14 protein-coding genes are annotated in these 14,504 nt (G+C 35.0%); 7 read left to right on the top strand and 7 right to left on the bottom strand.

Annotated elements, in window-relative coordinates:
* Window positions 1-588: 588 nt before the first annotated feature.
* Genes H3U96_RS10670 through H3U96_RS10650 form a run of 5 tightly spaced genes read right to left on the bottom strand, consistent with a single transcriptional unit; the run spans window position 589 to window position 5,632 of the window.
* On the bottom strand, window positions 589-1,947 hold the full coding sequence (locus H3U96_RS10670) for an FAD-binding oxidoreductase (RefSeq protein ID WP_198196574.1): 1,359 nt from the start codon (window positions 1,945-1,947) through the stop codon (window positions 589-591).
* Between the two features lie 13 nt (window positions 1,948-1,960).
* Window positions 1,961-2,632 (bottom strand): methionine ABC transporter permease, encoded by a 672-nt coding sequence (locus H3U96_RS10665; RefSeq protein WP_366939966.1) that lies wholly within the window; start codon window positions 2,630-2,632, stop codon window positions 1,961-1,963.
* A complete protein-coding gene (locus H3U96_RS10660) occupies window positions 2,632-3,651 on the bottom strand; it encodes a methionine ABC transporter ATP-binding protein (protein ID WP_086361263.1) in 1,020 nt (339 codons plus the stop codon). Before H3U96_RS10660 ends, H3U96_RS10665 begins: the two co-directional genes overlap by 1 nt.
* A gap of 2 nt (window positions 3,652-3,653) precedes the next feature.
* Entirely contained in the window at window positions 3,654-4,472 is an 819-nt protein-coding gene (locus H3U96_RS10655) for a MetQ/NlpA family ABC transporter substrate-binding protein (protein ID WP_034904026.1), read from the bottom strand.
* Window positions 4,457-5,632, bottom strand: a complete 1,176-nt coding sequence (locus tag H3U96_RS10650; RefSeq protein WP_065651635.1) for a pyridoxal phosphate-dependent aminotransferase — start codon at window positions 5,630-5,632, stop codon at window positions 4,457-4,459. Before H3U96_RS10650 ends, H3U96_RS10655 begins: the two co-directional genes overlap by 16 nt.
* A gap of 311 nt (window positions 5,633-5,943) precedes the next feature.
* Between H3U96_RS10650 and H3U96_RS10645 the strand changes: the two genes are divergently transcribed.
* Window positions 5,944-6,270, top strand: a complete 327-nt coding sequence (locus H3U96_RS10645; RefSeq protein WP_034903461.1) for a Grx4 family monothiol glutaredoxin — start codon at window positions 5,944-5,946, stop codon at window positions 6,268-6,270.
* A gap of 93 nt (window positions 6,271-6,363) precedes the next feature.
* Here the strand turns inward: H3U96_RS10645 and rnt are convergent, their stop codons facing one another.
* Entirely contained in the window at window positions 6,364-7,029 is a 666-nt protein-coding gene (gene rnt / locus H3U96_RS10640) for a ribonuclease T (protein ID WP_370545650.1), read from the bottom strand.
* A gap of 336 nt (window positions 7,030-7,365) precedes the next feature.
* Window positions 7,366-8,367, bottom strand: coding sequence for a class 1 fructose-bisphosphatase (gene fbp / locus H3U96_RS10635; protein ID WP_034903444.1), 1,002 nt, complete (start codon window positions 8,365-8,367; stop codon window positions 7,366-7,368).
* 223 nt (window positions 8,368-8,590) lie between these two features.
* Here fbp and H3U96_RS10630 point away from each other — a divergent pair, with 223 nt between their 5' ends.
* The 6 genes from H3U96_RS10630 (at window position 8,591) to H3U96_RS10605 (ending at window position 14,435) form a co-directional block, all read left to right on the top strand.
* Window positions 8,591-9,349, top strand: a complete 759-nt coding sequence (locus H3U96_RS10630; protein ID WP_110453569.1) for a Nif3-like dinuclear metal center hexameric protein — start codon at window positions 8,591-8,593, stop codon at window positions 9,347-9,349.
* A gap of 96 nt (window positions 9,350-9,445) precedes the next feature.
* Window positions 9,446-10,324 carry a 4-hydroxy-tetrahydrodipicolinate synthase gene (gene dapA, locus H3U96_RS10625; protein ID WP_065578206.1) on the top strand — a complete coding sequence of 293 codons (879 nt, stop codon included), beginning with the start codon at window positions 9,446-9,448 and terminating at the stop codon, window positions 10,322-10,324.
* 36 nt (window positions 10,325-10,360) lie between these two features.
* The gene (gene bamC / locus H3U96_RS10620; protein WP_065578207.1) at window positions 10,361-11,131 is read left to right on the top strand and encodes an outer membrane protein assembly factor BamC; all 771 of its coding nucleotides are present in this window, start codon (window positions 10,361-10,363) and stop codon (window positions 11,129-11,131) included.
* Window positions 11,132-11,331: 200 nt separating this feature from the next.
* A complete protein-coding gene (gene purC / locus H3U96_RS10615) occupies window positions 11,332-12,042 on the top strand; it encodes a phosphoribosylaminoimidazolesuccinocarboxamide synthase (RefSeq protein WP_065651639.1) in 711 nt (236 codons plus the stop codon).
* Window positions 12,042-12,497, top strand: coding sequence for a DUF441 domain-containing protein (locus H3U96_RS10610; RefSeq protein ID WP_065578209.1), 456 nt, complete (start codon window positions 12,042-12,044; stop codon window positions 12,495-12,497). The genes purC and H3U96_RS10610 overlap by 1 nt, the downstream gene beginning before the upstream one ends.
* 3 nt (window positions 12,498-12,500) lie before the next feature.
* A complete protein-coding gene (locus H3U96_RS10605) occupies window positions 12,501-14,435 on the top strand; it encodes a tRNA(Met) cytidine acetyltransferase TmcA domain-containing protein (protein WP_198196573.1) in 1,935 nt (644 codons plus the stop codon).
* Window positions 14,436-14,504 lie beyond the last annotated feature (69 nt).

The raw sequence follows: 14,504 nt of genomic DNA, 5'->3' as shown, positions 1-14,504 counted from the left end.
TTGCGTGGTCGCCGCGGGAGATTGTAAAGAGGGTTGGCGCCAACCCTCTTAACTCGGACGTAATCACCGTATAGAAACAACCGCAAAACAACAAAACGTCCGAAACTCAAACAACCAAAAATTTTGAGGAGAGGGGTTTTTAAAGCCAAAATCCATCCCATAACTAACCCTTTTTTTAACTTAAAATAAAATTATTAAAAATCAATATGTTGAAAAATGGCTCAAAAAAAGAGTTTTTAATAGTAAAATTGCGCTTTTTCTTTTTGCCAACTGCATTTATAGTATATGGGATTCTAGTTCACTACCGTGTAGGTAGCTTAGAAAATTGACGGCAGAGAAATAAAACGAGAATGGCTGTTCACTACCGTGTAGGTAGCTTAGAAATTGTCACCAAACTCATCTGTCATTATCTCGGTGTTCACTACCGTGTAGGCTTTTTAGTTAGTAATTAAAATGGATTTTTAGTATTTAAAACTCGCTATTCTCAAATTTATCTATGAAATAATTAAAACGCTTATATAAGCGTTTTAACTCTGATTAATATCATTATATCTACTATAAACTATTAGAACATTAATAGTTGTACAATTAAATTGCAGTCATATAGACCTGATTATTTAGTAAGTTTTTAGGATCAAACTGTTGTTTAATTGCACGCATTAATTGGCGATTTGCTTCAGGAATTGCAGCATTGTAATAACTTACTTTCGCCGTTCCGATGCCATGTTCTGCTGAAGGCAATCCTCCTAATTCAAGACATTTTTGATAAAGCGCTTGGTGAACATTTTGCAGATCAGATTGCCATTGTTTGTCATCACGATTATCACGCAAAATGCATAGATGAATGTTACCATCACCAGCATGACCAAAGGCTAACATGCGCATTTGAGTTTGTGCTTCTAGCTGTTTGGTGAAATTGATAAAATCGCTAATGCGATTTATTGGTACCACTATATCGATTGGATCTTGTTCGGTGATTGCTTCAACTGCACGTACTAGCGAACCACGAATCGTCCAGATTTGACTGGTTTGATTGCTATCTTGGGCAACAAAATAGTCACACCCGCCTAAATTTGCTAGCAGTTGTTTGCGTTGTTGTTCAATGGATTGTAGATCGGAACCATCAAGCATAATAATTAGATAAGCTTGGCTATTTGGTAGTGGGAATTTAAAGCCTGAGTACTGTTCACCCCACTGTGCAACTTTACGTTCAACAAACTCCAATGCAGTAGGTGTAAGGGTATGTAACACGGTGGTAATACTATTAATAGCTTGTTCAATAGTGTTAAAACCAACAATAAAAGTTTGTGATACTTTTGGTTTGGCTATCAGTTTTAAAGTACATTGTGTGATAATACCTAAGGTACCTTCACTGCCGATAAAGAGATGTTTTAAGGCTAGTCCTGTGTTATCTTTAACATTTTTACTGCCAATATTTAATACACTACCATCAGCCATCACAACTTCAATTGCTTGCACATAATCTCGAGTCACACCATATTTTACCGCCCGCATACCACCAGCATTAGTACTAATATTTCCGCCAACGGTAGCATTTTTAGCGCCCGGATCTGGCGGATAAAAAAGGTCATGTTGTTCAACAAACTGTTGTAGGTCTTGCAGTAAAATACCCGATTGTACGGTAACGGTGAAGGTTTGCTTGTCTAGTTCCACAATATGATTCATTAAGGATAAATCAAGAATAATACCGCCATTAGGAATAGTGGAACCGACTAAGTTAGTCCCAGCACCACGGGTGGTAATATTAAGATTGTTGCTATTAGCGTATTTAACAATGCCAGCTACTTCTGCTGTAGTTTTGGGGTAGACTAATATATCGGCATAGCCATATTTTAATTTTAAACCATCAGTTAAATGCGATTGTGGAATAGCATTTTTTGCAATGATACGTTTAGGATCTGTAATAATGTCTGTGAGTTTGTTCATGCTGAATTACCAACTATTTATAACTTTTATCGAAGTGGTTAGCTAACTTGTCACCAAGATATTGAATCACCATCACAATAAAAATAAGAATAATAATACATAAAATGAGGATTTCGGTTACATAGCGTTGATAACCATAACGAATGGCTAAATCACCAATACCACCACCGCCAACAACCCCTGCCATTGAACTAAAACTAATAAGCGAAATGGTGGTAACCGTTGCGTGTCGAATCAATTGTGCCATCGCTTCTGGAAATAAAATACCGAATATAATACGGATATGCGATGCACCACTTGCTACTGCTGCTTCTATCACCCCTTTATCTATTTGACTAAATGCATTTTCAGCTAACCTAGCATAAAATGCGATAGCTGCAAGTGAAAGAGGGAAAATTACCGCTTTGGGGCCTACAGTCGTGCCGACGAGTAACGCTCCCAAAGGTAGTACGGTAACCATTAAAATCAAAAAAGGAATTGAACGAGTGGCATTGATGATAAAATTAGCGATACTATTGATAATTCTGTTTTTGAAAAAAAATTGATTTGACATTAAAAACAGCAATAAACCTATGAGTGTACCGAATATTAGACCAGCTAATAATGACCAACTTACCATGATAAATGTTTCGTAAGCTGCTTGCCATAACATTTGCGCCATTTCGGCAATGGTGAGCTTTATCATTAATTTATTTCCTCAATAATAACTTCTTGCTGTGCTAACTTTGTTATCAGTTTTTGAATATTATCAGGTTCCCCAATAATTTCGATCACCAAATTACCTAACGCTTGGTTATCAAAATACTCTATAAAACCATGCAAGATATTGAATGCCACTTGAGTTTCAATTGCTGATTGATATAGTATTGGTTGGGTAGTGTTTTCGTTAATATAACGCAAACGTACCAATTTACCTTTGGCATTTTGTTTGATGATATCAGGTAAATGAGTGTTTTCATCAATATTGAGAAATTCTTGCGTGAAGGGCTGTTTAGGGCAGGCAAACAGATTAAAAGTAGTATTCATTTCCACTATTTCGCCCTGTGACATTACTGCAACTCGATGACAGATCTTTTTAACCACATCGATTTCATGAGTAATGAGTACTATGGTCAATGCAAATTTTTGATTAAGCTCTTTTAATAAATCAAGTATTGCGCTAGTGGTAGTTGGATCTAATGCACTGGTCGCTTCGTCACACAATAGAATTTTTGCATCATTGGCAAGCGCTCTAGCAATGCCAACTCGCTGCTTTTGCCCACCACTGAGTTCGGCAGGGTAGGCATTAGCTTTATCACTTAACCCAACTAAAGCAAGTAATTCGTTGACTCTATTTTTTACAGTATCGCCTTTTTTTCCTGCTGCTTTGAGCACAAAAGCAATATTTTCATAGACGGTTTTCGATGTCGCCAAATTAAAGTTTTGAAAAATCATCCCAACTTGAAAACGAAATGCTTGTAGTTGACGACCGTGCAAGGTTTTTATGTCAACGCCATTGATAATGATTTGTCCGGAAGAGGGATCAGCAAGTCGATTAAGGGTTCTTACTAATGTACTTTTACCTGCACCGCTTGAGCCGATAATACCGAAGATCTCACCTTGATTAACATCAAATGAGACCTTTTTTACGGCTTCAATCACTTGCTGGTTTGCTTCGAATCTTACCGAAACATCTTTTACCTGAATTAATGGGTTAGTTTGCATAATTAAAATAACTGATAATCTGGTTTTTGGAAGGTATAGAAAATACCATTTTTATCATTAATCACTTGAGCAAATTCTGGTGATTTAAGTACTTCGATAATGTCTTTGCCTAATTTATCTTTAGATTCATTGCGAATCGCAATAACATTTTTAAGATCTTTATCTAATACTTCTTGATAAAGTGCTTTTGAAAGATCTAATCCAGCACCGATGGCATAATTGCCATTAACTACTGATAATACAGCACTATCTAAAGAACGTGGTGTTTGTGGTGCTTCAATAGGTACAATATTTAAACCATAACGATTTTCGATTACGTTGTTAGGGGTGAGATTATTTTTATCCACATTTGGATCGAGTTTAATTAATCCAGCAGCTTCTAAAATACGTAATGCTCGAGCTTCATTCGTTACGTCGTTAGCTATAGTAACTTGATCACCTTGTTTTAACTGTGAAAAATCAGTAATTTTATTTGAATAAATTCCAGCGCCAGCAGTTGGTACAAAGCCAACAGCAGTGATATCTAAATTGCGCGCTTGTTTAAAGTTATTAAGGTAAGTTAAATGTTGAAACAAATTAACATCGATCTCTTTATTAGCTAGTGCTAAGTTTGGTTGAACATAATCGCTAAATTCACGAATTTCTACTTGATAACCTTTCTTTTCAAGACCTGGTGCGATAGCTTGTTTAAACATATCACCATATGGCCCAGCGGCAACACCTACCGTAATTTGATTTTCTTTTTTAGCATTGTCACAACCAGTTAAGACAATTAGGGACGATAAAATAGCTAAACTAGCCACAATTAGTTTTTTAAACATGATAATTTTTCCTTGAGTTTGGATAATCTTTCTAAAGCTGCAATTAGCGTTGGTTCTTGTTTTGCAAAATGGAAGCGAATATAGCGATATTCAGGGTGCTTAAAAAAAGCGGAGCCTGGCACGGCAGCTACTCCAACCTCTTTAATTAGCCATTCGCAAAATTCAAAATCAGTGTTAAAAGGATTAATCTCTGAAATATCAACTAATACATAATAAGCACCTTGAGGTTCATAATAAGTAAGTCCTAAGTCATCTAATCCCTTTAAAAATAAACGACGTTTATCAGTATAGGTTTGGGTTAATTGTTGGTAATAATCTTCACCTAAAGCTAATCCAGCACAAGCAGCTTTTTGTAATGGTGCTGCAGCACCAACGGTAAGAAAATCATGAATCATCTTACAACCATCAATAATTTTCTTATCAGCAATAATATAGCCAAGTCGCCAACCAGTTATCGAATAGGTTTTCGATAGTGAGCTACAGCAAATTGTTCGCTCTTTCATATTAGGGAAACTGGCTAAATAAAGATGTTGATGCGGTGCATAAACCATATGCTCATAAACTTCATCGGTAATAATGTAAGCATCAAATTCGATAGCTAGTTGGCTAATATAGTCAAGTTCTGCTTTGGTAAATACCTTGCCACAAGGATTGCTAGGATTACATAAAATTAACGCTTTGGCTCCTTGCTCAAAAGCTTGTCGTAGTTGTTGCTTATCAAATTCAAAGGTAGGAGGAATTAGTGGTACATAAATAGGAGTTGCATCAGACAAAATAGCATCCGCGCCGTAATTCTCATAAAAAGGAGAAAAGATAATCACTTTATCTTTCGGATTACAGACTGTCATCACTGCGCACATCATTGCTTCGGTACTACCACATGTTACCAACACATTTTCATCTGGATTGATATCAATATTCATTAATTTTTGTTGTTTTTTTGCTAACAGATGGCGAAACTCGGCTGAACCCCATGTGATTTCATATTGATGAGGACCATCATCCGCAGCTTGTTTTAACGCATCAATTAAAGGCTTAGGTGGGTCAAAATCAGGAAACCCTTGTGACAAATTGATTGCTTGATATTGATTAGCGATCCGAGTCATCCGACGGATAACTGAATCAGAAAAGTGATCGAGTCGATTGGCTAATTTATGCATTGTTTTTTTTGTTTATTAAAATTATGAAGCAAGTGATTATAATATAAAAACTTAATTTAGCTGTTAAATAATATATTTATATATAGTTATATTTTTTTTTTATAACAAAGTTAATAATTGATATTAGTTATGCAAAAAATTTTGAGGAGAGCACTTTTTTAAACGTGAAAATTTATGAAAAAAGGGGACTCATAATTTATATTTTTCTATCAAAGTTAACAAATAAACCTGTATAACTTGATCTTATTCTACGTTAAAATAACAATCTTATTGTTATGACATACTAAGGAATCAACCTAATGACAACTGAATTGACAACGCTTGATAAGATTAAACGACAAATTGCCGAAAATCCGATTCTTCTTTATATGAAAGGGTCGCCAAAATTACCAAGTTGTGGATTTTCAGCACAAGCGGTTCAAGTATTATCACAATGTGGCGTACCTTTTGCCTATGTCGATATTTTACAAAATCCCGATATTCGAGCTGAATTACCAAAATATGCAAATTGGCCAACTTTCCCGCAACTTTGGGTTGAAGGTGAATTAGTGGGTGGTTGTGACATTATGTTAGAAATGTTTCAGACTGGTGAATTGCAGACCTTGATCAAACAGACTGCTGAAAAACATAAACCATAATTGTTTATTTTGTCTATAAAAAAGCAGGATGTGCAGGATGTAAAAAAAGAGAGTTCGCAACTCTCTTTTTTATTTATAGTTTTGACTTTGTTTTTAATCTAATGGCTGCTCAGTTTCTGCTTTAGCTTGCTGATCGTTATACGGTAATGGCCAACCACCAAGTCGTTTAAAGCGATTAACAATTTCACAAAATAAAATTGCTGTTTTTTCGGTATCGTATAAGGCACTATGAGCTTGTTTATGATCGAATGGCATTTCCGCTGCTTCACACGCTTTAGCGAGAACGGTTTGACCAAACACTAATCCACTAAGCGAAGCAGTGTCAAAAGTAGCAAAAGGGTGGAAAGGATTACGCTTTATGCCTGCTCGTTCTGATGCTGCCATTAAAAAGCTATGGTCGAAATGAGCATTATGAGCAACAATAACTGCTCGGCTACAGTCATTGGCCTTAATACCATTTCTCACGAGTTTAAATATTGCTTCTAATGCAACTTTTTCATCAACTGCATCACGTAATGGATTATTAGGATCAATACCATTAAATGCTAAAGCTGTCGGCTCCAAAATTGCATTTTCAAATGGGTTCACATTGAATTGTAGCGTTTCATCGGGTGCTAAAAAGCCCTTTTCATCCATTTTCAATGTAATAGCTGCAATTTCTAAAATTGCATTTTGATTAGGATCAAAGCCTGATGTTTCAATATCAATTACAACTGGATAAAAACCACGAAAACGTTCACATAATTTAGCGTTTGGCACAATACATTGTCTTATTTTTGCAAAAATTGTTGGCTATTATGCCAGTTTTTGCTTATTTCGACTAGATTAACCGTAATTTTTAACCAGTTTGCTTTGATTAAAAATGGAAGCGTAGGAAGCTTAAGATATTATTTGAGAAAATTTTGCTTAGATTACCTAAGTTTTTTTATACATCGAAATATTAAATGTCTCGCTAAAGGAATTGAATAACAATTACGATTAACTTAATTATGATAATTAAGCCTATAAAAAAACATAACAATAAATTACACAATGTTGGCTAAGTTATTTAAATAATATGATGAATGATAAATTAATTTATCATTCATCTATGTATCAATCTTTATATTCGGCCATAAAACGATCGGCGTCATCCACCATTGATTTAATGCCTACAAAAAATGGTGTACGTTGATGTAATTGCTCTGGTTCCATATCTAAAATTCGTTGATATCCGTTAGTTGCTTTTCCTCCAGCTTGTTCTGCTAAAAATGCCATTGGATTTGCTTCATATAACAAGCGGATTTTACCTTTAGGGTATTGAGCTGTATTAGGGTAGATATAGATACCACCTTTTAATAGGTTTCGATGAAAATCAGACACCAATGAACCGATATAACGTGAAGTGTAAGGGCGATGTGTCTTATCATCCTCTTCTTGGCAATACTTGATATATTTTTTGACTCCGGTAGGAAATTTAGAATAGTAACCTTCATTAATCGAATAGGTAGTTGCTTGTTTTGGGAAACGGACATTTTCATGGGATAAGCAAAAAACGCCCAATGAAGGGTCATAAGTAAAAGCATGTACACCACAACCTGTAGTATAAACTAACATAGTCGATGACCCGTAAATAATATAACCAGCAGCTACTTGTTTATAACCAGGTTGCAAAAAATCTTGTTCTGAAATAGGGGTGCCTATTTGGGTAATTCTGTGATAAATTGAAAAAATTGTACCGACCGATACATTTACATCAATATTTGATGAACCATCAAGTGGATCCATTAACACGACATATTTTCCTTCGGTTGCGCGATCTTTACCAAAAATAACCAAATTATCTTCTTCTTCGGATGCTATACCTGCTACGACTCCTCGAGCTTCAAGTGCATTTTTTAACGTTTCATTAGCAAAAACATCAAGTTTCATCTGTTTTTCACCTTGAATATTTGCTGCACCATTTTCGCCTAAAATATCAATTAATCCTGCTTTATTTATATCTCGATTAATAACCTTAGCACCTAATTTTATCGCCGAAATAAGGGCGGTTAATTCTCCTGTAGCATGAGGGAACTCTGCTTGTTTTTCAATAATAAATTCACCGAGGGTTTTCATTGTTTAATAAATCCTTTATATCAATGTTTGTATAATATAAATTTCAATAGTTAAATTGAAATCTATTTTCGATAATATACGTGAGATATTTTGAGAAAGCGACTATAATTAGCTTGTCGTTAGTTAGTTTTTTGCGTGAAAAAAGTTTAATTAATTCAAAATGTTTGATTCCATCTGTGTTTTTTATGCATAGAGAGGATTAAATTTAAAAAGTGAGGTTATTTTGCATCAATTTGAACTTCAAAGAGTCATTAATAATGAATTACAAGTGACAAGATATCATGACTATGCACCAAATGGATTACAGGTTCAAGGACGATCGGAAGTTAAAAAAATTGTGACAGGGGTCACTGCTTGCCAATTATTGTTAGATAAAGCCGTAGAACTTAATGCTGATGCGGTGTTGGTTCATCATGGCTATTTTTGGAAGAATGAACCACAAACTATTACCGGAATTAAATATCATCGAATGAAAACCTTACTCAAACATGATATTAATTTATATAGTTATCATCTGCCATTAGATGGCCATCCTGTTTTAGGTAATAATGTATTGCTAGGGCAAATGTTGGATATTGCAGTTGATAAGCGTGAGGATATTAGCGATCTGTTATTCAAAGGTACTTTACATAATCCACTTACTGCGCTTGAGTTCAAACAGAAACTCGAGCAAAAATTGCATAATGGCCAAACTTCAGTGCTATTTTGTGGTGATAATGCGCCAGCGGTAATTAATCGAGTTGCATGGTGTAGTGGTGGAGGTCAAGATTTTATTGAATCAGCCGCTCAGCAAGGCGTTGATGCATTTTTCACTGGTGAAGTATCTGAACGTACTATTCATATTGCTCGTGAATATGGTATTAACTTTTATGCCGCTGGTCATCATGCAACTGAGCGTTGTGGTATCAAAAAATTAGGCGAATGGTTATCAGAACACTATGAGTTAGAAATTATTTTCGTTGATATTGATAATCCTGCATAACAAATGTTGAATTTAAATAAGAAATATCGCATACTTATTCGCAGTTTTTTTAATCTTTAAGTTGTTTTAACAACCAAAAATATGAGAGGTTGCTTTATGTTTACAGGAAGTCTGGTCGCACTTGTTACTCCAATGGATACGAAAGGCAATGTCGACCATGTAAGCTTAAAAAAATTGGTCGAATATCATATTGAAAGTGGTACTTCTGCTATTGTTTCAGTAGGAACTACTGGCGAATCCGCAACACTCAATCATCATGAACATATTGATGTTATTAAACGGACTATCGATTATGCTGATGGTCGCATTAATATTATTGCTGGTACTGGTTCAAATGCTACCAAAGAAGCGATCGAATTAACTCGTCAAGTTGAAAATATTGGTGTAGTAGGCTGTTTAACTGTGGCACCTTATTACAATAAACCAACCCAAGAAGGCCTATACCAACATTTTAAAGCTATCGCAGAGAATACCGCATTACCGCAAATCCTTTATAATGTACCAGGTCGAACTTGTAGTGATATTAAGCCAGAAACTGTAGGTCGATTAGCAAAAATTAAGAATATTGTGGCATTAAAGGATGCAACAGGCGATCTTTCTCGTGTATACAAAACGCGTAAATTGGTTGGCGATGAGTTTAAGTTATTAAGTGGTGATGATGCAACTTTCTTAGATTTCATTATTTTAGGTGGTAATGGGGTTATTTCTGTTACCGCGAATGTGGCAGCCAAACAAGTAGCAACGGTTTATGAGTTGGCAATTAATAATCAAATTCAACAAGCTAGAGCTTTAAATGATACTTTAATGGCGTTACATACAAATTTATTTATTGAACCTAATCCAACTCCTGCAAAATGGGCTTGTACCCGATTAGGTTTAATGGCAAATGGCACTATACGTTTACCATTAGTCCCATTAAGTGATGCAGCTATTCCGGTAGTTGAGCAAGCATTAAAAGATGCTAATTTACTGTAAAATTAACTATAACCCTTAATTTATAAGCAGGAATTTATGTTGAATAAAACTGTATTAAAATGCAAAGCCTTTAAAAAAATAGCTATTTTATCTGCATTTGCTTCTATATTTCTTGTTGGCTGTAGTAGTGATCAAAGTTATAAACGAGAAGTTGAAGGTAATGATGACTACCTTAACTCACCGCCCTTAAAAGCGTTAGTTATTCCTGAAGGTGTTTCTGTACCAGTAGAAGCCGGTGATTTTTATGTCGATAACAACGATATTGAAGGTGCATTAGGTAAACAACTTGATATTCGTCCACCGACGGTGCCGATTCCTACAATTGATGATGCGTTTGTGATTTATAATAATGGTACGGTAACGTTCAATGCACCAATTAGTTATGGTATTTGGAATAATATCCCAAACTCATTAGCGAAACAAAATATTTCGATTATCACAAGTGACAATAATACGATTAAAACAGGTAATTCTATTATTGCTCGAGGTGATGAACAACAACCGGTTGATGCATCATATATTTTTAAACGTCAAATATTGGGTGAAACAGAAACAATTACCATGGTGTTGGATACATTAACACGCGGTAATGAAAATCTTATGTCGCAACCGATCGAAGTTCAGCGTTATGTCGTTGGATTATTTAATCAAATAATGGATGATGTCGCTCCTGAATCGCTACGAACCGTACCGGTTAAAGAAAAAACAGATGAAGACAAAAAAGATGATAAAGAATCAGATCCAAATAAAACGTTAAAAGAAGATCTTAAAGATGAGATCCGTGATGGCATCAGAAACGATCGCTAATTTAACGATCCGATTATTTATCATTTAAACGAGTTAAAACAGCATAAAATCTATTTTAACCCAGTAGTGGAGTAACTTTTGATTAACTTTATTGATACTATAATGGAAGATTATACAATAAGGTAACAATACTTGATTTGAAATTAAGGGGCGAATAGCTCCTTAATTATTTATTGGCAATTTGATATAAGGTTATAAACATGAAGAAGTTGGCTGAGCTTTATCGTGGTAAAGCAAAAACTGTTTACACCACTGACAATCCTGATTTATTGATACTTGAGTTTCGTAATGACACGTCTGCCTTTGATGGACTGCGCATTGAGCAGTTAGATCGTAAGGGGATGGTGAATAATAAATTTAACTATTTTATTATGACAAAGTTGCGAGAAGCAGGTATTCCAACTCAAGTTGAAGCCCTATTATCAGACAATGAAGTATTAGTTAAAAAACTTGATATGGTACCAGTTGAATGTGTGGTGCGTAACCGTGCTGCTGGTTCATTAGTTAAACGTTTAGGTGTTGAAGAAGGCAAAATCCTTAATCCACCAACATTTGAACTTTTCTTAAAAAATGATGCACTACATGACCCAATGGTTAATGAGTCACACTGTAAATCCTTCGGTTGGGCAACTGACGAACAGTTAGCTACCATGAAGGAGCTTAGCTTTAAAATCAATACCGTTTTAACTGAACTATTTGATAAAGCGGGCTTAATTCTGGTTGATTATAAGTTAGAGTTTGGTTTATTTAAGGGTGAAATTACTTTAGGTGATGAGTTCTCGCCAGATGGTTGTCGTCTATGGGAAAAAGAAACCTTGAAAAAAATGGATAAAGATCGCTTCCGTCAAGGCCTTGGTGGTGTTATTGAGGCTTATGAAGAGGTTGCCAAACGTATTGGTGTTCCACTTTAATGTTTGCCCAATTTGATATCTCTTTCTTTCTTTTATTAGGTTTAGCTGCACTGTGTTATATTACGCATAATAACACAGTGACCTTTGCGGTGTTGCTACTGTTGTTATTTAAATTAACACCACTAGCAACCTATTTTCCGTTCTTAAATCAATATGGCTTAACCATTGGTATTGTTATCTTAACCGCAGCAATGATGGTTCCTTTGGCTGATGGATCATTAAAAATCACTGAAATTTTAAAATCATTTACCACTTGGCAATCTATTTTAGCGATTTTAGTTGGTATCTTGGTGTCATGGTTAGGTACTCGAGGAATATCATTAATTGGTGCGCATCCCACTATTGTTAATGGTTTAATTATTGGTACCTTGATTGGGGTTGCTTTTTTCAAAGGCGTGCCAGTTGGACCATTAATTGCAGCTGGTATATTGTCACTACTAATTGGAAAAAGTTAATTAATGCTAAATCCTAATAGCACCAGAAAATTATGGGTGTTACAAGGTTGTCGTACCCAATTACTTAATCAAATTAACGCTATAATTAATCAATATCCTGGTGATTGGATTACGGTCACTATGCAGACTGATTTATCGGACTCTATTCACCATTATATTAATCCAAATCAAACTAAATCTTTACTTGGGCAAGAGTTCAAGCATGCCATTTTTGATGCTACTGACGGTTTTAATCTGGATGCTTTTGCTATGTTAGCAGGTACCTTAATTAAAAATAGTGTCCTTATTTTACTTCTACCTGAAAGTTATTCTAATTGGGTTGATCGAGATAGTTTACGTTGGAATGAATCAATAACCCCAATTATGGTACCTAATTTTATTCGCCATTTACAGCAAACATTGTTGGAATTTGCACATGTTGATATGCCAATTATTCAATCCTTGGATAATCAAGATAGTGATGTAACTCAACAGCAAATAGTACTAACACAATTATTGCAAAGTGATAGTTCACTAAATATATTAATAGCTAAACGAGGCCGTGGAAAATCAGCATTGGCAGGGCTGTTTACTCATCATCGGAGATGTTGGGTAACAGCACCCAATAAAAATGCATTAGTTACTTTTTTCCAGTTTGCTGAGGCTGATATATCATTCTATGCACCTGATCAATTAACGGTCATGGATGATCATCAATTTCCTGATTGGATAATTATTGATGAAGCTGCCATGATACCATTACCAATGCTAGAAAAAATATTGCAATTGGCATTGTCTAAACAAAGCAAAATTTTACTGACCACCACAGTAGAAGGTTATGAAGGTACTGGGCAAGGTTTTTTATTAAAGCTATTGAAAACACAATTCACTAAGAGATTTTATTTAGATAAACCAATCCGTTGGCAAGATAACGATGATTTAGAACGGTTAACTGATAAGTTATTACTCAATGGCGTATCAACTAGCGATATAAAATCGGAAATTGATGAACATACAATTAGCTATTCTATCACTGAAAGGCATGATATTGACGCACTAAAATCAATTTTTTATTTATTGAAAATGGCGCATTATCAAACAACATTAGTTGATTTAAGAAGGTTATTTGATGCAGAAAATTTATCGGCTTGGCAAGTCAACCATAGCGAACAACTTATTGCAGCAGCAGTAACGATTAATGAAGGTAATTTGCCAAATAAGTTAATTGATGATGTATGGCGAGGTATTCGCCGACCTAAAGGTAATTTAGTTGCACAATCACTGGTTGCTCATGCAGGTGAAAAACTGGCAGCTAAACTTAAGTCGGTTAGAATTAACCGTATTGCGGTTATTGAACCTTATCGACGTCAAAAGATAGCAAGACATTTAGTACAGCATATTTATCAACATGCAACGATAAATGATAATGATTTTATTTCAGTTAGTTTTGCTTATAGTGAAGCAAATTATCAGTTTTGGCTTGCTTGTGGTTTTGTATTGGTACACATTGCTAGCCATAAACAAGCTAATTCAGGTAGTTATTCTATGATGGCAATAAAGCCAATTACTCAGCAAGGCCATCTGCTAACACAACGTTTAGTACAACGTTTACAACGTAATGCCTATTGGCTTGCGGCGATTATCGATTTGCCGTTTAATCAATTGTTAACAATTGATGATCAGCAAAATTTATCTTTAGATGATTATCAAGTTTTACAAGGATTTTGTGATTATCATCGACCGTTTGAAGCTTGTTATGCTTCATTGTGTCGTTTGGCTAATACAAATGTTAACCATAGTAAAACACCAATGCCATTACTTAAAGCATTAGTGCTACACAAGATTAGTGAGTCAGAATTAATAAAACAATATCAATTAACTGGCCGTAATCAATTAATTAAGTCAATTAAACATGAAGTCAAATCATGGTTTACGAATAACCAACCTGACTGTATGTAAACCAATTAATTTAATACCAAAAAAGCGTAAAGTGTATTGCTGTCGAATTTAATCTATGTTTAAAATGTC

This window comes from Gilliamella sp. M0364 (genome assembly GCF_016100565.1).
GTDB classification, from domain to species: domain Bacteria; phylum Pseudomonadota; class Gammaproteobacteria; order Enterobacterales; family Orbaceae; genus Gilliamella; species Gilliamella apis.
The sequence above is the reverse complement of the archived record's forward strand: the minus strand, read 5'-3'. Positions and strand labels throughout refer to the sequence as shown.

Coding starts and splice junctions, on each gene's coding strand:
- H3U96_RS10670 (WP_198196574.1), bottom strand. CDS start 1,947: ATGAACAAACTCACAGACATTATTACAGATCCTAAACGTATCATTGCA.
- H3U96_RS10655 (WP_034904026.1), bottom strand. CDS start 4,472: ATGTTTAAAAAACTAATTGTGGCTAGTTTAGCTATTTTATCGTCCCTA.
- fbp (WP_034903444.1), bottom strand. CDS start 8,367: ATGAAAACCCTCGGTGAATTTATTATTGAAAAACAAGCAGAGTTCCCT.
- purC (WP_065651639.1), top strand. CDS start 11,332: ATGAAGAAGTTGGCTGAGCTTTATCGTGGTAAAGCAAAAACTGTTTAC.
- H3U96_RS10610 (WP_065578209.1), top strand. CDS start 12,042: ATGTTTGCCCAATTTGATATCTCTTTCTTTCTTTTATTAGGTTTAGCT.
- H3U96_RS10650 (WP_065651635.1), bottom strand. CDS start 5,632: ATGCATAAATTAGCCAATCGACTCGATCACTTTTCTGATTCAGTTATC.
- bamC (WP_065578207.1), top strand. CDS start 10,361: ATGTTGAATAAAACTGTATTAAAATGCAAAGCCTTTAAAAAAATAGCT.
- H3U96_RS10660 (WP_086361263.1), bottom strand. CDS start 3,651: ATGCAAACTAACCCATTAATTCAGGTAAAAGATGTTTCGGTAAGATTC.
- H3U96_RS10665 (WP_366939966.1), bottom strand. CDS start 2,632: ATGATAAAGCTCACCATTGCCGAAATGGCGCAAATGTTATGGCAAGCA.
- dapA (WP_065578206.1), top strand. CDS start 9,446: ATGTTTACAGGAAGTCTGGTCGCACTTGTTACTCCAATGGATACGAAA.
- H3U96_RS10605 (WP_198196573.1), top strand. CDS start 12,501: ATGCTAAATCCTAATAGCACCAGAAAATTATGGGTGTTACAAGGTTGT.